The organism is Chondromyces crocatus (assembly GCF_001189295.1).
Lineage (GTDB): Bacteria > Myxococcota_A > Polyangia > Polyangiales > Polyangiaceae > Chondromyces > Chondromyces crocatus.
The window spans coordinates 1,399,818-1,425,000 of the sequence record NZ_CP012159.1 but is presented as its reverse complement, the minus strand read 5'-3'; the positions used below and the strand labels follow the sequence as shown (position 1 = coordinate 1,425,000).

Annotated in this window: 18 protein-coding genes (1 of these 18 running past the window's edge); 7 read left to right on the top strand and 11 right to left on the bottom strand. The window is 68.8% G+C overall.

Annotated elements, in window-relative coordinates; translation table 11 throughout:
* Nucleotides 1-382: the 3' portion of a deoxynucleoside kinase gene (locus tag CMC5_RS42100; RefSeq protein WP_245678305.1), read on the top strand. The gene continues 257 nt to the left of window position 1, outside the view; the window shows 382 of its 639 coding nt (coding positions 258-639); the start codon falls outside the window, past its left edge; its stop codon occupies nt 380-382.
* A 1-nt stretch (nt 383) separates the two neighbouring features.
* Here the strand turns inward: CMC5_RS42100 and nadA are convergent, their stop codons facing one another.
* Nucleotides 384-1,379 (bottom strand): quinolinate synthase NadA, encoded by a 996-nt coding sequence (nadA, locus tag CMC5_RS05335; protein WP_050429406.1) that lies wholly within the window; start codon nt 1,377-1,379, stop codon nt 384-386.
* 123 nt (nt 1,380-1,502) lie between these two features.
* Here nadA and CMC5_RS05330 point away from each other — a divergent pair, with 123 nt between their 5' ends.
* Genes CMC5_RS05330 through CMC5_RS05320 form a run of 3 tightly spaced genes read left to right on the top strand, consistent with a single transcriptional unit; the run spans nt 1,503 to nt 4,936 of the window.
* Nucleotides 1,503-1,835 (top strand): DUF3634 family protein, encoded by a 333-nt coding sequence (locus tag CMC5_RS05330; RefSeq protein WP_156338229.1) that lies wholly within the window; start codon nt 1,503-1,505, stop codon nt 1,833-1,835.
* 27 nt (nt 1,836-1,862) lie between these two features.
* Nucleotides 1,863-3,254 (top strand): ABC1 kinase family protein, encoded by a 1,392-nt coding sequence (locus tag CMC5_RS05325; protein WP_050429404.1) that lies wholly within the window; start codon nt 1,863-1,865, stop codon nt 3,252-3,254.
* A 44-nt stretch (nt 3,255-3,298) separates the two neighbouring features.
* A complete protein-coding gene (locus CMC5_RS05320; protein WP_050429403.1) occupies nt 3,299-4,936 on the top strand; it encodes a serine/threonine protein kinase in 1,638 nt (545 codons plus the stop codon).
* Between the two features lie 36 nt (nt 4,937-4,972).
* Here the strand turns inward: CMC5_RS05320 and CMC5_RS05315 are convergent, their stop codons facing one another.
* A complete protein-coding gene (locus CMC5_RS05315; RefSeq protein ID WP_050429402.1) occupies nt 4,973-5,938 on the bottom strand; it encodes a ferritin-like domain-containing protein in 966 nt (321 codons plus the stop codon).
* A gap of 110 nt (nt 5,939-6,048) precedes the next feature.
* On the opposite strand from CMC5_RS05315, the gene CMC5_RS05310 reads away from it, so the two are divergent.
* The 3 genes from CMC5_RS05310 to CMC5_RS05300 all read left to right on the top strand — a co-directional run bounded on the left by CMC5_RS05310 (nt 6,049) and on the right by CMC5_RS05300 (nt 10,094).
* Complete coding sequence (locus tag CMC5_RS05310) at nt 6,049-6,909, top strand: alpha/beta fold hydrolase (RefSeq protein WP_050429401.1); 861 nt, start codon at nt 6,049-6,051, stop codon at nt 6,907-6,909.
* A gap of 261 nt (nt 6,910-7,170) precedes the next feature.
* On the top strand, nt 7,171-8,034 hold the full coding sequence (locus CMC5_RS05305) for a serine/threonine-protein kinase (RefSeq protein WP_050429400.1): 864 nt from the start codon (nt 7,171-7,173) through the stop codon (nt 8,032-8,034).
* A gap of 224 nt (nt 8,035-8,258) precedes the next feature.
* Nucleotides 8,259-10,094 (top strand): serine/threonine-protein kinase, encoded by a 1,836-nt coding sequence (locus tag CMC5_RS05300; RefSeq protein ID WP_050429399.1) that lies wholly within the window; start codon nt 8,259-8,261, stop codon nt 10,092-10,094.
* Between the two features lie 107 nt (nt 10,095-10,201).
* On the opposite strand, the gene CMC5_RS05295 is transcribed toward CMC5_RS05300, so the two are convergent.
* The 9 genes from CMC5_RS05295 to CMC5_RS05255 all read right to left on the bottom strand — a co-directional run bounded on the left by CMC5_RS05295 (nt 10,202) and on the right by CMC5_RS05255 (nt 25,156).
* A complete protein-coding gene (locus CMC5_RS05295; RefSeq protein WP_050429398.1) occupies nt 10,202-12,397 on the bottom strand; it encodes a cyclic nucleotide-binding domain-containing protein in 2,196 nt (731 codons plus the stop codon).
* A gap of 65 nt (nt 12,398-12,462) precedes the next feature.
* Nucleotides 12,463-12,708 (bottom strand): hypothetical protein, encoded by a 246-nt coding sequence (locus tag CMC5_RS05290; RefSeq protein WP_050429397.1) that lies wholly within the window; start codon nt 12,706-12,708, stop codon nt 12,463-12,465.
* Entirely contained in the window at nt 12,705-14,648 is a 1,944-nt protein-coding gene (locus tag CMC5_RS05285; RefSeq protein WP_050429396.1) for a ribonuclease R family protein, read from the bottom strand. Before CMC5_RS05285 ends, CMC5_RS05290 begins: the two co-directional genes overlap by 4 nt.
* A gap of 52 nt (nt 14,649-14,700) precedes the next feature.
* Entirely contained in the window at nt 14,701-15,579 is an 879-nt protein-coding gene (locus CMC5_RS05280; protein WP_050429395.1) for a phosphotransferase family protein, read from the bottom strand.
* A gap of 628 nt (nt 15,580-16,207) precedes the next feature.
* Nucleotides 16,208-16,978, bottom strand: coding sequence for an NRDE family protein (locus tag CMC5_RS05275; RefSeq protein WP_050429394.1), 771 nt, complete (start codon nt 16,976-16,978; stop codon nt 16,208-16,210).
* A 90-nt stretch (nt 16,979-17,068) separates the two neighbouring features.
* On the bottom strand, nt 17,069-17,500 hold the full coding sequence (locus tag CMC5_RS05270; protein ID WP_050429393.1) for a DUF7689 domain-containing protein: 432 nt from the start codon (nt 17,498-17,500) through the stop codon (nt 17,069-17,071).
* 16 nt (nt 17,501-17,516) lie between these two features.
* Nucleotides 17,517-18,389, bottom strand: coding sequence for a hypothetical protein (locus CMC5_RS42095; RefSeq protein WP_156338226.1), 873 nt, complete (start codon nt 18,387-18,389; stop codon nt 17,517-17,519).
* A 5-nt stretch (nt 18,390-18,394) separates the two neighbouring features.
* Nucleotides 18,395-19,651, bottom strand: a complete 1,257-nt coding sequence (gene mads3 / locus CMC5_RS05260) for a methylation-associated defense system AAA family ATPase MAD3 (protein WP_050429391.1) — start codon at nt 19,649-19,651, stop codon at nt 18,395-18,397.
* Between the two features lie 237 nt (nt 19,652-19,888).
* Complete coding sequence (locus CMC5_RS05255) at nt 19,889-25,156, bottom strand: HEAT repeat domain-containing protein (protein ID WP_245678304.1); 5,268 nt, start codon at nt 25,154-25,156, stop codon at nt 19,889-19,891.
* Between the last annotated feature and the right edge of the window lie 27 nt (nt 25,157-25,183).

Here is a 25,183-nt window from a genome sequence, read left to right as displayed (position 1 = left end):
CCAGGACCGCACCATCTACGAGGACGCCGAGATCTTCGCTGCCCACCTCCATCGCGCCGGCTACATGGACGATCGCGACTGGGCGACATACCAGTCCTTCTACCAGGCCTTGCGAGAGGAGATCCGGCCTCCCGATCTCATGATCTACCTCCGCTGCCCGCTGAAGACGCTGGTCAAACGCATCCGGCACCGGGGTCGCGCGTTCGAGCGCAAGATCCCACGCGCCTACCTCGCTTCACTCGAAGCGCTCTACGAAGAGTGGTTCGCGCGCTACGACCTCTCGCCCAGCCTCGTCATCGAGACCGACCGCCTGGACTACATCGAGCGCCTCTTCGATCGTCTCGAACTCGAAGAGGCCATCCGCAAGGCCGTCGCGCTGTAGCTCACGAGAGCGCCAGCATGCGCTCGATGGGGACCCTCGCGCGCTCACGCAGCGCCTCCGGCATCTCGAGACGCGGCTCCAGATCACGCAGCGCCAGGTAGATCTTCTCCATCGTGTTCAACCGCATGAACGGGCATTCGTTGCATGCACAGTTCCCCTCGGGGGGACCTTCGATGAACTCCTTGTGAGGGGACGCCTTCCTCATCTGATGCACCACCCCCGACTCCGTCGCCACGATGAATTTCGTCGCTGGATCGGCGATCGTGAACTTCAACAGCGCGGTCGTCGAACCGATGAAATCCGACAACCTGAGCACCGGCTCCTCGCACTCGGGGTGCGAGATCAGCTTCGCATCGGGATGTCGCTCGCGTAGCCCGACGATCTTCTTCAGGCTGAACGTCTCGTGGACCATGCAGCTCCCCTGCCAGAGCCGCATCGGTCGCCCCAGCTTTTCCACGAGGTAGCGGCCCAGGTTCTTGTCGGGGGCGAAGAGGATCTCCTTGTCCTCGGGGATCGCGCGAACGATCTTCTCTGCGTTTGACGACGTGCAGATGTAGTCGCTCTCGGCCTTCACCTCGGCAGAGCAGTTGATGTACGTGATGCCCACCGCATCGGGGTACTTCTGCCGCCACGCTCGGTAGCGATCCACCGGACATCCGTCGGCGAGCGAGCACCCTGCCTTCATGTCGGGGACCACCACGATCCGCTCGGGATTCAGTATCTTCGCCGTCTCTGCCATGAAGTGAACGCCGGCGAACAGGATCACGTCCGCCGTCGTCTTCTTCGCCTCCTGGGCCAGCTGCAACGAATCGCCGATGAAGTCGGCCAGGTCCTGGATCTCACTGTCCTGGTAGTAGTGCGCCAGCACGACAGCGTTGCGCGTGCGCTTCAGACGCTGGATCTCCTCCTCTAGATCCAGGCTGGGATCGATCGACGCCCCCGGAGGAGGGTGATCGAGCGCCTGCAGGGTCGGGGGGTTGGGTCCAGCAAAGGTCATGATTCTTGCGGTCTAAGGTAGGTCCTGGGGCGACGGTCTGCCAGAGGAGGACGCCGAGGTGGGCGGTATGACCGAGGCGCGGTTGACCTGACGCCGCTGGGGCTCCACCATGAGGCTCAGCCGGTGCCGCTCGCCGTTCCTCTCGCCCTACTGTTGCTCGCCGCGCTCGTGCTGGCGATCGGGATTGCCCGAGCCAACGAGCTGTTCTGCGTGCGCGTGCAGGGTCGGCACGTCCGCCTCCTCCGAGGCCGGCTTCCCCAACGCCTGCTCGACGACATCGTCGACGTCCTCCGAGCCCAGCACATCCACCGTGCAACGGTCCGCGCTGTGGTTGAAGATCGCCGCCCTCGCGTATACGTCGATGGAGACATCTCACCGGAGCAGAGCCAGCGCCTCCGCAACGTCGTCTCCATGTGGCCGCTGGCGAAGATAAGAAACGCGCCGCCGAGGCGCTGAGCGACCCCTGGCATCCAGTACCCCCGCATGGCCGACCAGAAGCCCAAGGACAAGCCGCCCACTTCCAAGCTCGGGCGCCTCGCTCGCCTCGCCAGCCTCGCTCCCCGCGCGATCCCCTTCGCCGTGGAGGGAGCCAAGCGTGCCCTCGGGCAGCCGCGCACCGAGGAGGATCAGGCTGCTGCGCGCAAGAAGATGACCGCCGAGGTCAAGAAGACCGCCGAGGCCATGCTCAAGACCCTCGGCGAAATGAAGGGATTGCCCCTCAAGTTCGGCCAGATGGCGAGCTACATCGATGGCCTCGCCCCCCCTGGCTACGAGGAGAAATTCCAGGGCGCCCTCAAGCGCCTGCTCGACAAAGCTCCGCCCCTATCGCCAGAGGCAGCCGAGCAGATGGTCTTCCAGGAGTTTGGCGCCCTTCCCGCCGACGTCTTCGCCACCTGGGAGCGTGAGCCGTTTGCCGCGGCCAGCATCGGCCAGGTCCATCGCGCGGCGACCCACGACGGCGCCCACGTCGCGGTCAAGGTGCAGTACCCCGGCATGGACAAGGCGATCGAGAACGACCTCAAGAGCGTCGCCATGCTCGAGACCATGGTCGCCCCCATCGCGAAGAAGCTCCACATCGGCCAGACCCTCGACGAGTTCCGCAAGGTCTTCCTCGACGAACTCGACTACGCGCGCGAAGCGGAGATGACCGACCTGTTTCGGCGCCTCCACAGCGACGATCCCGACATCTACGTCCCTCGCGTGCACCACGGCCTCACGACCCGCCGTGTCATCACCACCGAGCTCGTCGACGGCATCGGCTACGCCGAATTCTGCGAGACCGCCTCGCAGGAGGCCCGCAACCGCGCCGGCATGGCCCTCTGGGGCTTCACCCTCCGTACACTGCTTCGCCACGGCGTCCTCTACGCCGACCCGCACCCGGGCAACTACCGCTTCCGCATCGACGGCCGGGTCACCGTCCTCGACTACGGGTGCATCAAGATCGCACCGCCCGAGCTGGTCGCCGGCATGAAGCGCTACATGCTCGCTGCCATGGACGAGGACTGGACCGAGTTCGATCGCGCGATCGTCGAGGAGCTGGGCTACGATCCCAAAGACGAGACCTGGGAGCTGTACCGCGACTATACGCTCGAGCTGCTGCTCCCCGTCACCACGCGCGGCACGTGGGTCTGCAGCAAAGAGAACGCGCGCGAAGCCGTCGCCTTCCTTTCACGCGGCATGAAGAAGATCGTCCTGAAGGACGATGCCGCGCTCCCCGTCGTGCCCTACGTCCCCAAGATGCCGCAGGACTTCACCTTCGTGAACCGCTTGCAGTGGGGCCTCGCCTCCGTGCTCGCCGGCATGCGCACCGAAGGAAATTTCCGAGCGGTGACCGAACCCTGGGTTCGTGGTGGCATGCACCCTCTCCCCGAGTGAGCCGTTGACTCCCTCCCCACCTGCGGCGAGATCCGGGCGGTGCGATGAGCGAAGACAGAGAGGAATTCGAGAAGCGCCTCGGCACCGTCCTCCGCGGTAAATGGCGCCTCGATCGGCTCATCGGCATCGGTGGCATGGCCGCCGTGTACGCAGCGACGCACTCCATCGGGCGCCAAGAGGCCATCAAGATCCTCCACCCCGACATCGCGCGAAACAAGGACCTCCGCGCCCGCTTCGAGCGTGAAGCGCAGGCCGTCAACAAGTTCCACCACCCCGGCGTCGTCGAGATCCGCGACATCGACGTCACCGACGACGGCGTCCCCTTCCTCGTCATGGAACTCCTCGACGGCGAGCCCCTCTGGGACCGCGCCCAGCGCCTCGACGGCATCGACGCTCCAGAACTCCTCCGCATCACCGACGAGCTTCTCGACGTCCTCGCCGCGGCGCACGACCAAGGGATCATTCACCGCGACATCAAGCCCGACAACCTCTTCCTCCTCCGTGACGGCCGCATCAAGGTCCTCGACTTCGGCATCGCGCACCTGCGCGACGGCGTCCGCACCGAGCTGCGCACCCGCGCTGGCGCCACGCTCGGCACCGTCTCGTACATGGCCCCCGAACAGGTGAAGGGCACGGGCGTCGACCAGCGCTCCGACCTCTTCTCCGTCGGCGCCACCATGTTTCGCATCGTCACGAAGCGCCGCCTCCACGAAGCCCGGACCGACTCCGAGCTGCTCGTCAAGATGGCCACCCAGCCCGCGCCTCGCCTCGGCACCATCGCCCGCGGCGCGCCGCCAGGCCTCTGCCTCATCGTCGACCGCGCCCTCGCATTCGAGAAAGAACGCCGCTACCCCGACGCACGCACCATGCAACAGGACGTTCGCTCCGCCCGCCGCGGCGAGCTCCCTTCCTACGCCATGGCGCAGCTCTCCGAAGGCCACCTCCCCGGCACCGCGGCACCTTCGCCAGCCGTCGGCGTCCCCTCAGCTCCTCCCCAGCGCGGCTCCCTTCCCTCGCTCCCGAGCTCCGTCATCGCGGGCGGTGGCGCGGCGATCCAGGCCTCCTTCGCCCCCACCCTCATCCAGGACGCCGGCAGCGAGATCAGCCTCGGCTCCCCGCCCACCGACAGCCCGGCCTCGACGACCAACGCGGCAGCCTCCGCGCCCCTCCCCTCCACCCCTCACCCTGGCCACGCACAACCGCCCCAGCCCCACCGGGGAGCTTCGGGCGTCGCCTCCACGCTCACCGCCACCGCCACCTACGACGACCCGACCGGCGCCCAGCGCCGCACGCTGCACATCGGCATCCTCCTCAGCGTGCTCGGCGTCCTCGTCACCTTGCTCCTCGTCGGCGCCCTCTGGTTCGCCCTCCGCGACGACGACACCACCCCAGCGCCCTCGTCTCCGGACAAGCCCGCGAACGCCCTCCCCTCCTCGGACGCGACCCCTGACTCAGCCTTTTCCACCACGCCTCCCGAGCACGCTCCCTCCCCGAGCGCCGCGCCCTTTGCCTCCACCAACCTGTCCACCGACACGGCGCCGCAGCCCGTCCCCCTCGCTCAGGCTCCAGTCGGCAAAGCCACGGCCACCAGCGCCCAGGGCAACGGCACCTCGCCCAAGGTCTTCGAGGTCGACCTCCCCAACGTCGGCAAGATCAAGCTCAACACCAAGAAGAAGAAGTGACCCGACGACGACGCCGCCCGTCGCTTCCCTCTCCCGTCAGTTCTCTTGCTTCGCTTCCAGCGCCTCGTCGGCGAGCGCCTCGTACGACATCCCCCGCGCGCGCGTCAGCTCCTCGTCCGTGTAGAGCCGCGCCAGAAAATCCGGCCCCACCCCCGAGAGACGCACGAACACATCGCCCAGCACCGGCCTGAGTACCGGGTTCTCGAACCCCGCCTGGAGCGACCGGGTGAACCGCGTGAACGGCCGCCGCGCCGACTTCTCCTTCATCCCGAGGAGCTGCGACCGCTTGAACGCTGCTCGCAGCCGCTTCCCCCGCGGATCCAGCTTCTCCATCGGGCGCAGGAACACATCCCGGATGAACGGCTGCGCCCGGTACAGCATCCGCGAGAACGTGCTCGCCGCCTGCGCCCGCTCCTTCAGCCCGAGCTTCGGCTTCAGCTTCTGCTTCTCCTCGTACTCGTCCGACGCATAGTAAGCGCTCATGTAGTAGTCGATCGCGATGTGACGCGACTCGTCGCGGTTGATGAGCCGCATCGCCGCCCCGCTCATCGCGTCGCCGACGTGATCGTCGATCGACCGGAGGAGCGCGATGTCCAGCAAGAGCTCCCCCGTCACGATGTACGCGTTCGCCACGTCGTCCGAGAGGTGATGGATCGCCTCCACGAACACCGACGAGAACGCCCGGAGGCTCTCGCTCTCCTGGTAGTGCCGGAAGTGATGCACGTCATAAAAATCAGCCAGCATCTGCGCCGTCTGCGCGTGCCGGATCTCGTCACGGATGAAGGTCGCGAAGATGGCCTTGAGCCGCGGATCCTCCACCCGCCGCTCCTGCTCACGGAACATCGCCGAGGCCAGCCTCTCGATGCCGGCCATGTCCGTGAAGAGCTGCACGATCTGCTCTTCGTCTTCACGCGACATCGAGCGCGGCGAGCCACTCCAGTCGAGATCGCTCACGCTCCACTGATCGCGCCTGCACTGCTCGAGCATGCGATCCAGGTCCATGCGAGATTCTAAGCACCTCGCCACGGGATCCCAGAAGCTTTCCTGCCCCTCCTCCCCCGTTTCATCGCAACCTGCTCCCGCGAGACGCACCGACTTTCCGCGACCTCCAGATGACGACCCCCGCACCAGCCCCGAGCGCCCCCGCGCTCCACCGCCAGACCCACGGCAGCGGCCCCCGGCTCGTGCTCGTCCATGGCTTCACCCAGAATGGCCACGGCTGGGCAGACCTGCCCGGCGCCCTCCAGCACGACCACGAAGTGGTCCGGGTCGACCTGCCTGGCCACGGGCGCTCTTCCCCCGCCGTCGGCGACCTCTGGGACGCAGCCGATCGCCTCGGCGATGCCGGCGGCCGCGCCGCCTACCTCGGGTACTCGCTCGGAGGCCGCGTCTGCCTCCACCTCGCGCTCGCACGCCCCGACCTCGTCCGTGCCCTCGTGCTCGTCGGCGCCACGCCGGGCATCGAGGACAGCGACGCGCGCGCCGAGCGCGAAGCGTCCGACCGCCGCCTCGCCGACCGACTGGAGCGCATCGGCGTCTCCGCCTTCCTCGACGAGTGGCTCGCGCAGCCCTTGTTCAGCGGACTCCCCCACGACACCCGGAGCCGCGCCGCCCGGGAAGAGAACACACCGACTGGCCTCGCCTCCGCCCTGCGCCACCTCGGCACCGGCACGCAGACGCCGCTGTGGTCACGTCTCCACCAGCTCACCATGCCCATCCTGCTCATCACCGGCGCACGTGACGAGAAGTTCACCTCGATCGCGCGTCGCATGCTCCCCCTCCTGAACACACACGCGCAACCCACGCCCTCGTCGCAACGCGCCCCCACCGCCCGCCTCGACGTGATTCCCGACGCAGGCCATGCAGCGCACCTGGAACGACCGGACGCTTTCCTCCCCCTCCTCCGACACTGGCTGCGCAAACAGGAAGTCACCCTGGCGAACGACGCACCACCGCCTCTCTCGCCTCGGTGAGTGCCGTCGTGCAACGCCATCACACCCGACCTTTCACGAAGCCCACGTCCTCCCCTCTCCTCGCAGCCCCGCCACCTCCCCTCCGACGCCCGCCCCTCACGTCCCTCGCCTGACGACACGGCGCACCTGCGGTTCACTGGCCCACACCCTCCCCAGCTCCTCGGCCGCGAAGCCCCGAGTCGCGTTGCAGCGGACGGCCCGCGCGACCTACGCTCCGCGCTCGCCGCATGACCTTCATCTTCCTCAGTGAGCCCGGAGCGCATGGAGATCTTCGACGTCGGTGACGTGGTCGACGAACGCTACGAGCTGCTCGACGAGCTGGGCGCCGGCGCGCACGGCACCGTCTTCCGCGCCCGCGACCTGACCGCCCACGGCGCCGAGGTCGCCATCAAGTGCCTGCACCCCGAACTCGCCGCGAACGAAGGCCTGAAGGCCCGCCTCACCCGAGAAGCCCGCGCAATGAGCGCCCTCGCTGGCACCAGCGCCGCCGAGGTGCGCGCCTTCGGCAGCACCCCCCAGGGCACCCTCTACCTCGTCCTCGAGCTGCTCCACGGCCGTGACCTGGAAGCCACCCTGCGCGCCCTCGACACCGAGGGCCGACGGCTCACCCAGGAGCGCCTGATCACGCTGTTCGAGCCCATCGTGAAGACCCTGGAGACGGCCCACGCGCGCGGCATCATCCACCGCGACCTCAAGCCGGCGAACATCTTCGTCCTCGAAGACCCTGACCAGGGCGTCGTCCGCCTCCTCGACTTCGGGCTCGCCAAGGACCTCGCCGCCGATCCGCTCACCACCAAGGGCGCCATCGCCGGATCCCCAGCATACATCGCGCCCGAGGTATGGATGGGCAGACCGCACGAGCTCGACCACCGCCTCGACGTCTACTCGTTGGGCGCGGTGATCTTCCGCGCCCTCGCAGGGCAGCCCCCCTTCCAGGCCGAGACCCGCATCGACCTCATCGTCGCCTGCATGCACGGCCCTCGCCCCAGCTTGAAGGCCCGTCGCCCCGACCTCCCCGCAGCCATCGACGCCTGGGTCGCGCGCGCGCTCGCCACCTCCCGCGAAGCGCGCTTCCCGGACGTGACCTCTTTGTGGGCTGCACTCCTCGACGTCCTGCGCCCATGACCGCGCACGCCGATCACGAGCATGCCCGCGACATCGTGTGCCGCCCCGCACGATCGGCCCCGGGCGTCGCGCTTGTCGCTCGTGGAGGGCGCTGGTACTTTCCTCGCTCAGAGCACCTCGCCGTGGCGTGCGGGAAGCTCCTTCCGTCACGCGGATGACCGAGAGCGCACCGGACGACGCACCGGCGCACTCCGCCACGAGCGCGAACAGGCTGACGAGTTCTCATGGGCGCCCAAGCTGCAGTTCCTCAACTCGAAGGCCTCTTCAACGGCCGCTACCGCATCCGGCGCTGCTTGAAGGCCGGCGGCATGGGCGCCGTCTACGAGGTCCTCGACGAGGTCACCTCCGGACGACGCGCGCTCAAGATCATGCTCCCCACCCTCATGGCGAGCCCCGAGCTGCGCACCCGCTTCGAGCGAGAGACGCGCATCACCGGCTCGCTCGAGAGCGACCACATCGTCCGCGTCTACGACGCCGGCGTCGACGACGCCTCCGCCACCCCCTTCCTCGTGATGGAGCTGCTCCAGGGCGAGGACCTGGGCGCCCTCGTGCGCCGACGCGGCTCGATCTCCGCCGCCGAGGTGGTGATGCTCCTCTTCCAGGCCGCGCTCGCCCTCGACCGAGCGCATGCGGCCGGCGTCGTCCACCGCGACCTCAAGCCCGAGAACCTCTTCCTCACCGAGCGCGACGACGGCTCTCCCTGCCTCAAGATTCTCGACTTCGGCATCGCCAAGGTGCTCGGCGAGGGCACCACCCTCACGCAGAGCATGGTCGGCACCCCCGCCTACATGGCACCCGAGCAGGTCCGCGCCGAGCGCACCATCGGCGCCACCGCCGACGTCTACGCGCTCGCGCAGGTCGGCTACGCCCTCCTCGTCGGCGAGACCTACTGGCGCGAAGAAGCCGAGGCCGCGGGCTCGTCGTACATGCTCGCCATCGCCGTCCTCGCCGGGCCGACCGAGCCCCCCGTCGAGCGCGCACTCCGCCGCCGCGGCCGCAAGCTCCCGGAGAATTTCAACGCCTGGTTCTCGAAAGCCACGGCCGCGCGCCCCGACGCGCGCTTCCAGCGCGCCTCCCAGGCCATCCTCGAACTCGGCACCGCGCTCGACGTCCTTTTGCCGAACGCACCGCGCGAGCGCCGCACCGGCCCCCCCCTCACGCTCGGCGCCACCGAGTACGCGACGCCCGAGCCCACGCACCACAGCGAGGAAATCTCGGTCTCCCGCCTCCGCGGCGCCACCATCTTGCAAGAGCGCCTCCCGCCGCTCGCACGCCAGAGCGTCTCGCCCCCCGCCTCCCCCGAGCCGCCTTCACCCGCCTCACAGCGCCCGGCTCCACACCACGAGGACGCCCACCTCCACGGCCACCTCACCCCCAGCGGCAGCAAGCGCCGCAGCAACGCCCCCGGTGCTGGCAACAGCAGCCACGCCAGCAGCCCCCCCAGCGCCAGCAGAAGTGGCAGCAACGCCCCCGGTGCTGGCAACAGCAGCCACGCCAGCAGCCCCCCCAGCGCCAGCAGAAGTGGCAGCAACGCCCCCAGCGCTGGTAGCGGCAACCACGCCAGCAACGCCCCCGGCACCGGCAGCGGGTCCAGCACCGGCAGCAGCGCCCCCAGCGCCAGCAGCAGCACCGGCGGACAGCGTCGCTTCCGCGTGGTCGCCGACCTGCAACACTGCATCGTCCGGCTCAAGGTGTGGGGCTTCTGGGACATCCACGAGGCCCGGGCATACCTCGACGACTTCCGGGCGAAGGCCGCCCTCGTCGTCAACGAAGCCGCGCGTAGCGGAGCCTCCTCTGACGGCTCCGCTGGCGAGGGCAGGCCCTGGTACGTGCTCGCCGACATCTCCGAGTTCGCCGCGCAGAAACCCGAGGTGAACGCCTACGTCGAGAAGACCATGGAGTTCGCGCGCAAGCACGGTATGCGCAGGGCGGCGAACCTCGTCAGCAGCGCGCTCTCGAAGATGCAGATCGGCCGCCTCTCCACCGACATGCGCCTACCCGAGTACTCCTTCTTCCAGGCCGAGAGCGACGCCGTCGCCTGGCTCCTCCGCGGCCCCTGAGCGCTCGTCGACCGACGCCTGCGCGCCGCTGAGCGCTCGACGCCCGACGCCTGCGCGCCGCTGAGCGCTCGACGCCCGACGCCTGCGCTCCCCTCGGGCGCTCGCGCTCAGCCCAGGAAGAACCCCCGGATGCGCGCAGCGAGGCTCCTCGTCTGCTCCTCCTCGTGCACACGACCGGCGACCTCGCGCAGATCGGCCTGGCGCAGCGCCATCAGCCGCGCCAGCTCCACCACGAGCTGAGGGCGCGCCTCGATGATCGGCTGCAGCGCCTCCTTCGTGATCTCGTAGAGCACCACCTCCTCGACGGCCCGCACCGTCGCCGAGCGCTCTTCCCCCGTCAGCAGCGCGATCTCGCCGAAGATCGCCCCCGCCTCCAGCGTCGCCAGCGGCGCGTCCCGCCCATCGCCGAGCCGCACCAGCACCTCCACCGAACCCGAGGCCACCACGAACATCGACGCGTCCGAGTTCCCCTGCACCACCACCCGATCGAGCGGCCCGTACACCGCCCGCCGCGCCCGCTGTGCCAGCCGCCGCAGCTCCCGGTCCATCAGCGGACCGAACACCTTCGCCCCGCGCAGCACCCCAATCACCTCGTCCAGGCTCCCGGGTGACGTCCCCGCCCGCGGCGCCGACACCTCCAGGTCCCGACCGTAGCCATCGCGCCGCTGCAGGGCGTCGAGCAGCTTCGGGTGCTGGTGCATCTGCGCCTCCAGCAAGCTCGCGTTGGGCGGGATGCACTCCTCCCCGGTGAAGTCCATCAGCCCATGCGACGCCGCCCAGCCGGCCACCTCGTTCATCGAGCGCCGGTACTGACGACAGGCCGACGGGTAGATCCCGTCTTGATCCCCGAACAGCGACGTCAACGCCTCGGGCAGCACCGTCAACCCGAGCACCCGCATGTCGCCCCGCTGGTGCCACAGCGCGAACTCCCGCAGCCGCGCGTCGAGCTGCCGCAGCTCCGGGAACGCGATCTCCGCGTTCCGGAGCACCGCTCGCTCGGCGTCGCGGAACACCCGGTGCCACGTCTCCTGCGCGTCGACCAGGTTCGGCCCGGCCAGCTCCAGCGCGGCCTTCAGGTCCTCGTGGTGCGTGTGCAGGAAGCCCAGCGTCGCTCGCTGCTTGCGCAAAAGGTTCGACAGGATCACCGACACCGACGAGAACGATCCGGCGCGGTGCGGCGCGATCTCTCGCAGCTCCCAGACCTTGCGCCAGTCGTCCACGCGGAGCCGCTCGCGGATCGGCGCGAACGCCGGGCTCTTCTCGAACACCGCGCGCTCCGCGGGCGTGAGCAGATCCGGGTACTCGTCCCGCACCGCCTCCATGATCCCCAGGCAGGTGAGCAGCTCCAGGTACAGCCCCACCCGCAAGAGCCAGCGCGGGTCCGGCAAGTTGCGGCGCTGCATCTCCAGATCCTGGCGGATGGCGCGGAGGTACAGGTTCGCCTTGTCGGCCCCGATGGTGAGCACCGGGAACCACGGGTGGTAGCCGACGTGGAGATCGTCGACGCGCAGCTGCTCCTGCTGCGCGACGAGGTCGGCCTTCACCAGCTCGTCGAGCAGCCGCGCGTAGAGCGACCCGAAGCGCCCCGTGTCGAAGATCTCCACCTCCGTCGTCGCCGACGACAGCCGCTCCCCTCCTTCCGAGAGCGTGATCTCCAGGCGCAACGCCTGCTGAAACCGGTGCGCGAACGTGAACGGATCGGCACCGTCGGGCGTGCGCTCGCGCAGCGCCTCCGGAAGCACCGCCGGCACGAGCTGCTCTCGCGGGCGCAGCGACGCGACGAAGAGCGTCCGGTGAAACTCGGCAAAGTCCGACGGCTCCAGCGCCGGCAGCGGATACGCATCCCGCGCGACCACCTGCGGCGCGATCGGCACCCCGACGAGCCCCGGCACGGGTACCGGCGCGGCGTCGACCCCTGGCGGCGGCAAGTACCAGGCCGACAGCGTCACCTCGAACGACCGCTGAAAGGGCGCGACGTATGCGTAGAGATCCCGGAGCCGGAACAGGATCCACACCTCGTCCTCCCCCTGGAGGACCGCGTCCGGCGCCGTGCTCAGGAGACCCGAGCGTTCGCTGCACCCGTGCCCTGGATAGAGCGCCTCGTCGAGCGGACGCTTGCCGGCCTCGAAGGGAATGATCTCCACCGCGGGCAGAAGCTCTGCCGACTCCTCTTGCGGGTTCGCTCGCGCCTCGATCGTGCGCAGGTACTGCCGGACACGCGCCAGCTTGTCCTCCCAGTCCATGCCGTCGACAGGGCTGAGGAGGAGGGCCTTGAGCTGCTTCTGGAATTCCTTGGGCGTCACTGCGAGGCGGATTTTGCCCCAGCGCTCGCGGTTCTACACGAACGATCCGAGCCGATTTGCGCCGCTCACTTTTCCAGGAGACGGATCACCGCGAGAAGGAGCGCCATCACGATCAGCAAGGCGCGCGCGATGGTCCTCGGCCGCCACCGCTTCTTCACCTTCTCGGGCTTCCGCTTCGGCAGCGCGGCCGCGAGCTGCTCCGTGGTGGGGCGCTCCGCCGAACGGCAGCTCGGACAGAGCAGGCGCAAGCGCGGCCCGTCCGAGGCGCCCGACGTGAGCTCGACCCCGCACACGGCGCAGTGGGTCGTCATCCAGCCTCCCGGGCAAGCTGCAGCTCGACGCGACCGAGCGCCTCGCTGGTGGAAGCGATCACCGCGCGCAGCGGATCGCCGATGCTGTAGCGGCGCCCAGGGCCGACGAGCGCGTGCATGGCGGCGTCGGGCTGGTAGGGCCCTTCGGGCAGCGCGTCGAGCGCGATGGTGCCCGTCGCGCCCGTGCCGCGCATCTGCACGACGAGTCCGAAGGGCTTGATGGCGACGATGTTCCCCTCGACGACCTCGCCGACGCGGCTCGCGAAGTAGCGCGCCACGAGCATGCGGTGCCGCTCTGCCTCGGCCTTGCTCGCGCGCCGCGCGCGGGCGTCGAGGTGGCTGCCGAGGAGTGCGAAGCGCTCGTCTCCGGCGCGCAGGCCGCGCTCGCCGCGGAGGTAGTGTTTGACCACGCGGTGCACCGCAAGGTCGGCATAGCGACGGATGGGTGACGTGAAGTGCAGGTAGAGCGGCGCGCCGAGACCGAAGTGCAGCCCTGGTAGCGCCGTGTACCGCGCAGGACCCAGCGCCTTGCCGAGCACGTTCCGGATGGCGGGCGCGATGGCCGCGCCAGCGAACTGCGCCTCGAAAGCCGCCAGGCCCCGCAAGGTCAAGCGCGGACCGAAGCCCGCTTCGATGCCGAAGTTGTGCGCGTAGCTCCCCAGCGCGAGGACCCGCTCTGCCGTGGGCTCGTCGTGGACGCGGTAGATGCCGGGCAGCCCTCGGGCGACGAGCCAGCCCGCGACGGCCTCGTTGGCGGCGACCATCAAGCGCTCCACGAGCCGGTGCGCCTCGGTGTCGGTGCGCCCCGAGATCGCCGTGGGCGAGCGCGTCGCCTCGTCGAGGGCGATGTACGCCTCCTCGCGGTGCAGCGACACCCCACCGCGGGCCGCCCGCACCGCCGAGAGCCGCGCCGCCGCCGTGCGCAACCAGCGCAACGTGGAGACGACCTCCGCGGGCACATCCGCCGAAGCCCCCGTGGCGAGCAGCTCGGCCACCGCGTCGTACGTGAGGCGCGCCGTCGAGCGGATCACGCTCTCGTAGAGATCCACCGAGGTGACCAGTCCCTCGGGATCGATGCGCAGCTCTGCCGTCAGCGCCAGCCGATCCGCCCCCTCGACGAGGCTCGCCGCGTGGCTGCTCAGGCACTCGGGCAGCATGGGGAGCACCCGGCCCGCGAGGTACACGCTCGTCGCGCGCTCGCGGGCGTCCACGTCGAGCACCGACCCCTCGGGCACGAACTGATCGACGTCCGCGATGGAGACGAGCACGCGCAGCGCCCCATCGGGCCCCGCGGGGAGCACCGCCAGCGCGTCGTCGATGTCGCGGGTGGAGGCGGCATCGATGGTGACGGTGGGGATGCTGCGGAGGTCACGGCGATGCCCGAACGCCGACGGCCAGCTCGCCGTCTCGGCCCCCGCGTCGAGGGCGGCGAGCGTCTCCTTGGCCATCGCCTCCGCGCACGCGGCCACCTCCTCCGGGAACGCCCCCCGCAGCCCGTGGCGCACGATGCACCGCTCCAGCCCCTGGTCGGCCTCGTGGACCACCTCGCGCTCGAGCCGCAGCTCCTTCCCCTCGACCCGCGCCACCACGCACGCGCCCTCGGCCAGCCCCGCGCCCTCGCCATGCCGGAAGGGCCAGTCGGTGTTCGCGAGATCGCGGTCGGTGCGCAGGTGAGGTCGCCCCCCGTGGAAGACGATCGTCCCCAGAAGCTCCGCCCGAGCGTGCTCCACCAGCGCGAGCTGCGTCGCCGTGAAGCGACCGGGCTCGCTCTCGACGAGCGTGGCCGAGACCAGATCGCCTTCGAGGAAGTGGTTGAGATCGGGCGGCGTGACGAACGCCGCCGGCCGCTCTTCACCGGCCGGATCGCCCGAAGGCTCGGGCTTCAGGAAGCCGAAGCCTCGGGGATGGATCTGGATGCGACCACGAACACGAGAAGACATGGCCGTGAATCCTACTTCCTGACCCGCTTCCCGGCGACGACGGAGGTGCTCCTCAAGCCCGCTCGGACGCAGCCCACACCTCGACGATGCGCACCGCCGCCTCGATCCTGGGCGTATCCTCGGCAGCGAGATCGGCCAGCTCCCACAGCCTGAGCACGCCGCTCATCAGTGCCACGCGCGCTCGGTCGATCGCCCGGCCCGTCAGGCGCTCGTACGCCGGGATGATCCTCGCCGTGAGGTCCCGCGCGATCCAGTCGGACTGAAGGAACTCCCGGTGGAGCACGCCGAAGCCCGCGTCGGCGAAGTCGTAGATCCCCTGGAGCCGCTCGCGCTCGTGGTCGAACGCCATGTTCCACCCGTGCCCGTCGAAGAACCCGAACGTCGTCCCGTGCGGATCCGGCGGAAGGTCTCGCCACACCGCGAGGGTCTGCTCGGCGTACGGTCGCAGCGCGGGCGGCAGCCGTGGCCACGCCTTCTCCAGGATCTCGTCCGGCTCCATCCATGCCTCTGCCGGCCCTGCCCCCGCCGCCTTCAGCGCCGCTTCCGGCAGCGCATGCATCTCCGCGTAGAACAGCGCGAGCTCCTCGGCCAGCACCTGACGCGACCGCTCCCCGAGCCGCTCGTACTCCGGCGCGAGCAGATGCTCCCCGCGCAGTTTGTCGTGCCGCGAGAACAACCGCGTCCCCTGGTGCAGCGTCAGATCTGGGACCGTCATGGTCAGGGCCGGACGAACGACGGCGAGCACCCCCGCCTCGCTGATCAGCGCCTTCTCCGCCTCCTCGTCCCTGGGAAACTTGAAGATCAGCCGGTCGTCGACGTCGACCGCGAGGGACTGCCACCCCATCGTCAGCAGCGTGAACCGCGACGACGCAAGCTCCGGAAACGCGTCGACGATCACCTGCCGCAGCTCGTCCAGGGTCGGTTCGGACATCACGAACGCTCCTGTAAAACGATCGGCCGACGAAGCAAGACGCTCCCTCGTCCGCAAGGCCTCGTCCGTAAGGCCTCGTCCGTAAGGCCCTCGTCCGCGAGGCCCCCATCCTCCGGCACCGCTCTTCCATCACCGGAACTCCGCCCCGCCCGAGTTCCCTGTCCTCCGGCGGCCGCCATCCATCACGGTGACCTTCCCCACACCCGTGAGGAAGCCTCCCCATCGCCTCACTCCCCCTTCCTCCCCGCTGCTTCCCATCCCAGCAGACCCTCATCCAGCGTGCATGCGGGTGATCCCCACCCATGATGAGACCTCACCCAACCGACCTACGGCCCGTAGGCACGCTTGGTGAGACCTCTCCCAGCATGCATGCGGGTGATCTCCTCCCATGATGAGACCTCACCCAACCGACCTACGGCCCGTAGGCACGCTTGGTGAGACCTCTCCCAGCGTGCATGCGGGTGATCTCCTCCCATGATGAGACCTCACCCAACCGACCTACGGCCCGCATGCCGGTGTTTCACGCTTCAAAAGCGACCGAGATCACAAAACAGCGACCACGCGGCCCCCTCGACCCCCCTTCAGCCGACCAGGAGGGCGGGCCGAAACCACAAAAATTCTGTCCGAGCTACCGCTCCGATGCCGTGGCCTCCCGTCGCGTGCCTTCCCCCAGCGCGAGGAGAAGCTCCTCCTGGGACAGAAACGGCTTCTGACAGGGCCGACCCTCGGCCCACAGAAGCGAAGAGGCCACCCCGGCCGCCCCGAGCTTCAGGATGCACGCCGAACGGCTGCCGTAACCGAACTCGTCGAGGTGAACACACGTCCCCGCGCGCGGATCGACGCCATGGATCGTGAGCAGCCCGCGGAGCGCGTCGACATCGAACGCGCGCCCCGCGACGTGCTCCGCCCAGTAGGCGCGGATGGTGGCTTCGCGCCCCAGGTCCCCCGCGTCGAAGCTGCGCTCGGTGATCACGTGCAAGCCCTTCGCGAGGACCTCGTGGTGTACGGCGTGGCCGTCGCTCCAGGTGATGAAGGCGTCGGCGCGGTCGGCGTAGAACAGGTGGAACGGGTTGTGGGTGGTCGCTTCGAGCGGCTGAAGACGCTGGTGCAGCGACCTCGCCGACGACGCCGTGAGCGCCTCCACGACGAGCGCCCCCCGGGAGCGACGCGCAGGGTCCGGCGGGGATCCCGCCCGGTTCGTGACGGCGACGAAGACCCCGTACTCGCTCAGCCCGAGCCACGTCCCACCCGCCAGCTCGTCCCGCGGCGACACGACCCGCGGCGACCCGGGCCAGAGGAACGGCGGTCGCGCCGGCCGCGCCAGGAACTCGTCCCGGTTGGCAGCGACGACCAGCGGGAGCTCCGGCCACTGCCCCACGGCGGCGATGAGGGTGCACATGGCCGAAGCCTGCCCCGTTCTGCGCCGTCAGGCGACCTTCGGGAAGGAGGAGCGAGGAAAACGGGCTAACCCAACACGGTGGAACCCGGCTCAAAGGTTCGTGGGTCGGGCTCTCCGCAAGAAGGCCACGACGCGACCGTAGCTGGAGCCAACCAGCGCATTCAGCGGGTGCTTGATGTCGTGGAGCTTCCCCAGCTTGCTCTTCCAGTACAACCCATCGATTTGCAGCGCCGCATGCGTTGGCGTGCCCTTTTCATCGGCATAAAGCGCGACCTTGTCGAAAGCCGGGTCGTGTGAGTCGTCATCACACGGGTGATACCCAAGGGTCTCGTAAGCTTTGATGAACGCTTCGAGCGTACATTCTCGAGGCGCCTCGGGTGGCCAGTAACCCTCGGGGTGAGTTGGCCACCACCAGCTAGACTCGTCTCCTGCAGCGAACGCGATGCAGTTGTAATCGAACGTGATCTCGCTGGTAACCTCGTAGTCCCAACCAGAGAGATCCGGAAAGACGACTTCGAGCATGGGCGAGTGGCGTGAACTACCTGTCATACCCCCGCTCCTTGGCCCACCTCACCCAATCTTCAGCCATCAACCGGACCCTGCCTGCATGCTCTGGAGGAATCGGGTTCTCTCCTGTCAGCTCTCGCAAGGCGGTCCCCCAGTGCTTGGGTTCTTGTTCGAGATCTCGAAGGATTAGCGGGATCACGCGAGGCCCCATCCCGATGATCTCCCGGTACGCGCCATGCTGCACGATGGCATCCAGCGATGAAAGATGAGCCGTTTCGCTCAACCATTTCTGGACCAGCGCGTCGAACCTCACCCGGAGTTCCACCTCTGAAGATTCCTTTTCGAGTGGCTGCGCTTCCGTTCGAAACCACTGTCGGAGGATGGCGACGAGCTTTCGCCATGCGGGATCGATAAGCCCCTCATGAACGAGGCGCTCGCCAAGGGGCTCATAGAGGTTCGAGGACCTAGGCAAACGGCGGCGTCGCAGCGCGATGTCGAGCGCAGTGGACAACGCTCCCTCCATGGGAGACCACGTCTCGCCGAGCTGATGCTCGAGCAACCAGCGATCGATCCCTGGATCGACGACGATCGCGCGACCACGGGAGCCCCACCCCGTACGATTCAGCCCTTCTTCGATCCTGGCTTCCAGATCCTCTCGGGTCATCTCCTCGCGCCCGCTCTTGGTTCGATCGGCAACGAAAATAAGCGCCTTCTCATAGCGGCTCGCTTGCGACTCCAGCAACTCATCGCCGTCCAAGCATCCAGCATCGCGGAGAGGGTGCGTGTCGAACTGAACTGACGGAGTGCGCATCCCCATCTCTGGCATCCTGGAAAGGATGCCGCGCAACAAGAACTGAGCATCCTTGTTGGGAAGAAGCACAACCAAGTCTTTCTCGTAAGCCATGGCCTTTACCCCAGCACGCCAGAGCCGAGCAGCAGTCCGAGGTTCGGCGTTCCTTTCCATTCGCGCAGCGCGGGGTGCTCGCTCCCGCGCACGATGTCCGTCGCGCCTTCCTCCGTCTTCGCGAAACAGAGCACATCGGAAGCTCGCGCGAGACTCAGGATCACGGGGGAGTGGGTCGCGAGCAGGATCTGCGCATCATAGACAGACGAGAGCGACTGATAGACCGTCTCGACGGCCGAAGGATGGATCCCGTTTTCAGGCTCTTCAATCAGGTACACACCCCTGAGGTCGGACAGGTAAGCCGGCAACGTCAGAGCAAGCAACCGCAGTGTCCCGTCCGAGGCGACCCATGAAGGCACTTCGAGACCACCTCGGTACCGGAGCATCAAGTAACGATGCCTGTCGTCCTCTCGCTCCACGGTCCTGATGCCTTCGAGGTTGGGCAAGGCGGTCCGCAGATGCGCAATCCATTTGGCGAACTGCTCCGGGTGCTTCTTCTCCAGGTCGGCAATGACCCAGGGGAGGTTCGAGCCGTCTGGCCGAAAGCCGCGGGTGTGGCCAGGGGGGCTCGCTTTACGAATGAGAAGGCTATTCAGCGTGATCGACTGGACACCTTGAGTGAGCAGCTCACTGAACCAGGTTGCTACAGGAAACGCTTCTTCATCATGAGGCAGGTTGCCCAGCGCGGAGCGACGATGGCCGAGTTTGATGGAAGGGAACCAGCCTTTGCCCTTTTCCTTGTGACTCTCCGAATAGAAGTTGTCGTTGCCCCCTGGAACCTTGGCGATTACCCGGCGGATATTCTTGACGCCCTTTTTCGTCATCAAGGAAGAAGGCGGCTCAAGATTTCGCGGAAACCGTAGCAGCCCTTGTCGTGGATCCTCGCTGGAGCCACGCAAATGCAGGCTCTCGGCGATGATCCCGAACTCCTGTGTCTTGGGATCGACACCGCAGACGACCTCGTAGCGCAGAGCATCGAACGACTCTTCGATCTTCTCCCGCCTGGTCTCCGGAATCCTCGCCTCGATGGCCAGCTCGAATTGCTCCTGCGATCGGTTCCAGGTGAGGTCGTGAAAATTTCCCGTCCGCTCTTCGACAGCAGCCTCGGGCCCTCTCGAAACCAGGCGCCCCAGAAAGGCGACGACATCCAGAAAGGTCGTCTTCCCACTCGCGTTCGGGCCGACGAGGACGTGGAAGGGTTCCAGTGGCTGTCGGACATACCGAAGACAACGGAAGTTGATCGCTTCGATGAGAGTGAGCATTGCCTCGCGATGCTGGTGCGTGTGTGCAAGGCCGGAGAGCGCCCGCTCTCGCGGTCGCCAGGGACCCACTGATCCTAGCGTAGCCGCTTTCCGAGTCCAGCGAGGCTCTCTTGCTCCCCTTGAGGGCTCCGGGCGCCCTGAACCGAAGCTCGTAAGCTTCGACGACTCCCTGGCTCCGGACGCTTCGGAGTAGGGGCCGTGCGGGGCCCCAGCCCTGGCACCACAGACACACCGGGGTCACGTCTCCGCGTCGGGCTTCGGCGCCTTCCGCTTCGCCTTCCAGGCGCGAAAGCGCCCGCCCCACTTCTCTTGCATCTCGGTGACGTCCTTGTAGAGCCAGCCGCCCTTGCCACGTCCCACGATCTCGCGGAGCAAGAGCGCCGCGCCGCTGTGGCCGACCCGCTGCGCGAACAGATCGTTCATCACCCGGCGCGCCCGGTAGGTACGCCGCACCGAGTCGAGGTGATCGACGCCCTGCTCCAGGCGCCCCAGCACCTTCTTCATCATCCCCGCCTTCGCCACCGCGTCGAGGCCCGCCGTCTTGTCGCGGTCGAGCGTCTCCAGGCGCTTGATGGCGCTCTCGACCAGGCTCTTGTGCTCGGCCCACGCCTCGTCGTTGCCGACCAGCACCCCGCGCATGTAAGCGAGCGCCTCGCGCACGTCGATGAGGCCGAAGTCGGTGTACGAGAGCATCCAGTTGACCAGCTCGCGCCGCGACGACGGGTTCTTCTGCATCTTCTCCAGGGCGAGGCGCACCCGGTCCATCGACAGCCAGCGGTAGACGAAGTCGAGGCCCGTGCCCTTGATGTTCTGCGAGCCCATGATGCGCGCGTCCATCCCCGGCGGGATGGCGCGGGTCATGAAGTCGACGACCTTGTCGCCCTTGGCATCGGCGTTCCACAGCACCTCGACCCGTTCGAGGAACAGCTCCCGGTACACGGTGCGGAAGATCTGGTTGGCGCCCGCCTCGTCGTTCCGGTCGAGGGCCGCCGACACCTCGACGCGGGCCTTGTCGCGGGCGTTCAGGCGACGCACACGCCGCGCGGCGTGGAGCAGGATGTCGGGGCGGATGTCGTCCTCGCCCTCGGGCACGGTGAGCGGGTCGAGCAAGGCCTTGAGCGCCGCCTCGACGGCGTCGGGGCTCTCGCGCTTGCCGATGACGCTGGCCACCATCTCCTTGGCCTTCGCCTCGTCCATGGGGAAGGCGGTGAGCATGCGGGTGAGGTCGTCTTCGAGGGCGCCCGGGCGCGCCGGGATGCCGACCTTCTTCATGTTCTGATCGAACCGCTGGAGCGCGCGCTCCTTGCCGCCGTCGCCGGTGACCAGCATGTCCTTGAGCTTCAGGTCGAGGCCCTCGGTGATGAACTGCATCATGCCGCCGAGGTTGGTGTTGATCAGGATCACGTGGTCGATGCCGATGTCCTCGACGATGATCTGCGCGAACACGCGGGAGCGGGCGACGCGATCGGCGCGGTTGTTCACGACCATCACCGTGGCGCGGCCAGGCGGCTCGTCGGGGTCGTGCTTGTCGTACGCGAGGCGGATCCAGTTCGACATGAAGCCGGCGCGCTCGTTCGCGCTCATGCCGTTCGAGAAGGTGAGCTTGCGGCCGCGGTAGCTCACCGTCGGGTAGGTCTTGAGCACGCCGAGGTCGAGGATCACGTGGTCGGCGATCTCGACGAGCGCCCACTCGTAGTCGATGCCGAAGTGCTCGGCGAGCGTCAGGATCAGCGAGATGTTGCGCGGGTGCTCCTGGTACGGGAGGCGATCGAGCAGGTCGACGGGGATGAGATCGGACTCGACCGGCGGGATGGAGATGAGGTTCGTGTTCCGGGTCTTCGCCGCGTCCTTGAGGAGCGGGAGCATCTGCTCCTCGGTGGTGAGGCTCAGGCCCTCGGTGGGCATGAAGCGGGCGATGACGCGGGCGACGTCCTCCCCCCCGGGGCCCTGGATGTCCTCGTGATCGGGGTAGGCGTTGGTGAGCGTGGTGATCTCGTCCTGCATCCACTCGGAGCAGAGGGTGTCGACGAAGAGGGGCTGCAAGGCCATGCACTCCCAGAGGAAGACCTGGCAGCGGAGGTTGCGCGCGGCGACGAGGATGTTGCGCTGCTCCCAGATGGTGGCCTTGTCGTACGGGCGGTAGATGAAGATCTCGCCGGCGGGCAGGTCGCGCATGGCGTGGATGAACATCGCCTCGCAGCCGGTGGTCTTGACGACGACGTCGAAGCGGAGGGCGTGGAAGAGGGCGGCCTTGAGGCGCTCGGAGCCGCTCTTGCCGCGGGTGCCCCAGCCGCCGACGGAGATGGGGATGCCGTAGCGGGCGCGCTCGATGACGCCCATGACCCAGGCGTTGCGCAGGACGAGGAAGGCGAGGATGACCCACACGACCCAGGCGAGGTGGACGGGGGTGTTGCCGCTCGGGCTGACCAGGTACGAGACGAAGCTCTCGATCCAGACGGGGAGGATGGGCGCGGAGAGGGCGCTGCCGCCGATCTCTTGCACGAGCACCTCGGTGCCGAGGTACTTGACCGGCAGGAGCGGCTCGATGCGGTAGGGCACGCCGCGGACGTCGCCCGAGGTGTCGCCGTAGGTGACGGTGAAGCCCATCTCGGAGATGAGGGTCGCGTAGCGGCGCTGCTCGGCGGGCTCGGTGGCCATGATCGAGCGGGAGCGGGTCTGGGCCCAGCGCTCGTAGTGCAAGGAGAGGCGCCACCAGGCCTTGAGGCGCTGGCGCAAGGTCTCGGGGCCGCCGAGGGTGACGGTGCCGCCAGCGGTGATGATGCGGATCTCGCGGCGGTTGCGGCCGGAGACGGCGAGCAGGTCGTCGATGCGCGGAAGGAAGGCGCCCCAGCCGCCGACCTCGGGGTGCAGGTGGCGCTCGCCCGGGATGCGGGTCGGGGTGACCTCGCACATGCCCACGGAGGGCGCGCTGATCTCGCCGACGAAGACGCGGCCAGCGGTGTGGACCCAGCCCTTGCGCTTGTCGGGAGCGGGGGTGCGCATCTCGTGGATGGCGCGCCAGAAGCGGAAGCCGCGGGGCTCGCCGCGGGTGAGGACGTAGCGGCCCGGGCCGGTGTGGCGCAGGGTCGCGGTGAGGTCGCCGCGCGAGGCGACGGCGAGGGCGCGCTCGATGTCGCGGGGCTCGGCGTCGGTGGGCAGCTCGATGGAGCAGCGCTCCCCTTCGAAGAGGGTGTCGAGCGCGGCGATGAGGGTGTGGCGGATGCGGTCGGCGACGGGGCGCTGCTCGACTTCGAGGAGGCGGAGCAAGCCCGCGGCTTCGTCGGCGAGTTCGGGCTTGGTCTCGGGGCGGTTGGCGAAGTCGGTCAGGTCCTTGACGAAGGTGGTCGGGGGGAGCTGACCGAAGGGGCCGGTGCAGAGGAGGCGGATGGCCTCGAAGGAGGTGCGCGCGGCGACGGGGGGGCCGACCTGGCCGAGAGAGCGGCGGATGCCGCGCTCGGCGTGAGGGAGGGCGCTCGGAGAGCGCATGGCGGCACGGGCGAGGACGCGCAGGGCGAGGCCGCGGACGCGGGGGGATTTGTCGTCGAGGGCGAGGGAGATGAGGCGGTCGAAGGCGTCGTCACGGCCGAAGGCGGCGAGCTGACGCGCCAGCTCCTGGCGGACGTGCTCGCTGGGATCGTCGTGCGCGATCCACGCGACCTCGACGGGATCGGGCGGCGGGGCGACGGTGACGCCAGGCGGGAGGGACATGATCCCGCTGTGCTCGGGAGGGACGGTCGTCGGCTCTTCCTGAGCCGCGTCTTCGCTGGCGCCGTCGCTGGCGTCCTCTCGGTCGTCCTCGCTGGCTGCTGAAGAGAGGTCCGCCGCGGTGGCTTCGGGTGGGTTCGACGTCACGCCGGCCGATGCGCTCGGTGACGTGACAGCGGGTGCGCTCGACACCACCTCGCCGCTCGATGCGCTCGACCCGATCACCTCGGGTGCGCTCGACACCACCTCCTCGCCGCTCGATGCGCGCGACACCACCTCGCCGCTGGTCACGCTCGGTGACGAGACGACGGTGGCGGGTGGCGGCAGGAGTACGCCATCGACCACGAGGCCACGCGCCGACACGTCCGGGGCTTCGACGGCAGGATGCGGCTCCTCGGCGTGGCCCTTCTTCCTGCTCTTCTTCTTGCGCGTGGTCGACCTGACGGGTGGCGACACGACGGGAACAGGGTCGGACTCCGTCGTATCGTCGGCGGCAGCGCGCACCGCGAGCGGAGGGTCGGGAGGCGCTGTCGGCGAGAGTTCGGCGGCGTCGGCGACCTCGGTCACGACCACGCGGGAACTGACGGTGATCGAGGGGGTCGCCGACAGCGGGGTCGCCGGCAGCGGGGAAGCCGAAGAAGGAGCTCCGGCCGGGGTGGCCGGGGTGCCGGATCCCGACGCTGGCGAGGTGAGTTCGGTGGGAGGCGCAGGGACGAGGAGGGTCGAAGGCGCCGGGGTCACGGGCAGCACGCTCGGCGGCGAGGTCGTCGGAGGGGGCGTGGACGGCGACGGGGGCGTCGAGCGCGTCAGCGTGGGGTGCTCTCCGGACTTCTGGCGCCCGCTGCGCAGCCTCGCTGCGGACGATGCGCTCCGGAGCGAAGGCCCGAGCGCGCGGCGTGCGCTCGGTGGCGGGAGGGTGCCGAGGATGCGCAGGGCGTTGCGGCGGATGATGAGGCCGTCCTCGTCCTCGGGGCCGCGGGACTTGAGGCGCTCGACGAGGAGGGGGAGGGCCTCGTCGGGGAAGATGAGGACGGCGAGTTCCATCGCGGCGATCTGGATCCAGCGGCCCGCGGAGATGCCTCGGGCCCAGGTGATCACCGAGCGCGCCGCTTGCGGTCCGAGGTGTCCGAGGCGCTCACGCACGGGGATGCGCTCGACGAGGGCGACGGCGGCGAGGAGGGCGGCGCGGCGGATGGTGGGCGACTGCCCTGGATCGGCGTGCTCCATGGCGAGCCGGAGGACGCCGCCGTCGGTCGCGGCGCGGACGGCCTCGCGGGAATCGTCGAGCGCACGGGCCAGGGTGGCGGTGGCGTGGTAGGCGACCTCGACCTCGTCGAGGAGGTTGGCGATGGCCTCGGCGAAGCGCTCGCTCACCGCCTCGATGTCGAGGTTTCGTTCGAGGGCGCGCTTGTCGCCGGCGAGGCGGAGCTGGTTCTGGATCTGGTGGACGAAAGCGAAGCGGCCCTCGACGACGCGCTCGGCAGCCCACCGTTCGAGCTGGGCGGAGAGGACCTCGCGCTTCGCCTCCGGGGTGGCCGCGGCCTGGTACGCGACGCCGACCGCAGCCTCGTTGGCGCGCACCCGGCTGATGGAGGCGATGGAGACGTCGGCGCAGCGGACGAGGGCCGAGAGCAAGGCGCTGCGCGGGACGGGGCCGACGCCCAGCTCGGCGAGCGCGCGCTCGGCGACCGCGCGCACGGCGCGAGGACGCACCCGCGCTTCGAGGGCGAGGATCGCATCCTCGACGGTCTCGATCATGCGGCTCTTGGCCGCGCTCCAGGAGTCACCGAGAGGGTTCACGGGGTCGCTGCGTCAGGGTCGCTGCGT

Bases quoted from the DNA above. Each gene is read 5' to 3' on its own strand.
- CMC5_RS05290 (WP_050429397.1), bottom strand. From the start codon at position 12,708: ATGACGACCCACTGCGCCGTGTGCGGGGTCGAGCTCACGTCGGGCGCC.
- CMC5_RS05315 (WP_050429402.1), bottom strand. From the start codon at position 5,938: ATGGACCTGGATCGCATGCTCGAGCAGTGCAGGCGCGATCAGTGGAGC.
- CMC5_RS05285 (WP_050429396.1), bottom strand. From the start codon at position 14,648: ATGTCTTCTCGTGTTCGTGGTCGCATCCAGATCCATCCCCGAGGCTTC.
- mads3 (WP_050429391.1), bottom strand. From the start codon at position 19,651: ATGCTCACTCTCATCGAAGCGATCAACTTCCGTTGTCTTCGGTATGTC.
- CMC5_RS05280 (WP_050429395.1), bottom strand. From the start codon at position 15,579: ATGTCCGAACCGACCCTGGACGAGCTGCGGCAGGTGATCGTCGACGCG.
- CMC5_RS05325 (WP_050429404.1), top strand. From the start codon at position 1,863: ATGGCCGACCAGAAGCCCAAGGACAAGCCGCCCACTTCCAAGCTCGGG.
- CMC5_RS05320 (WP_050429403.1), top strand. From the start codon at position 3,299: ATGAGCGAAGACAGAGAGGAATTCGAGAAGCGCCTCGGCACCGTCCTC.
- nadA (WP_050429406.1), bottom strand. From the start codon at position 1,379: ATGACCTTTGCTGGACCCAACCCCCCGACCCTGCAGGCGCTCGATCAC.
- CMC5_RS42095 (WP_156338226.1), bottom strand. From the start codon at position 18,389: ATGGCTTACGAGAAAGACTTGGTTGTGCTTCTTCCCAACAAGGATGCT.
- CMC5_RS05270 (WP_050429393.1), bottom strand. From the start codon at position 17,500: ATGCTCGAAGTCGTCTTTCCGGATCTCTCTGGTTGGGACTACGAGGTT.
- CMC5_RS05305 (WP_050429400.1), top strand. From the start codon at position 7,171: ATGGAGATCTTCGACGTCGGTGACGTGGTCGACGAACGCTACGAGCTG.
- CMC5_RS05310 (WP_050429401.1), top strand. From the start codon at position 6,049: ATGACGACCCCCGCACCAGCCCCGAGCGCCCCCGCGCTCCACCGCCAG.
- CMC5_RS05275 (WP_050429394.1), bottom strand. From the start codon at position 16,978: ATGTGCACCCTCATCGCCGCCGTGGGGCAGTGGCCGGAGCTCCCGCTG.
- CMC5_RS05300 (WP_050429399.1), top strand. From the start codon at position 8,259: ATGGGCGCCCAAGCTGCAGTTCCTCAACTCGAAGGCCTCTTCAACGGC.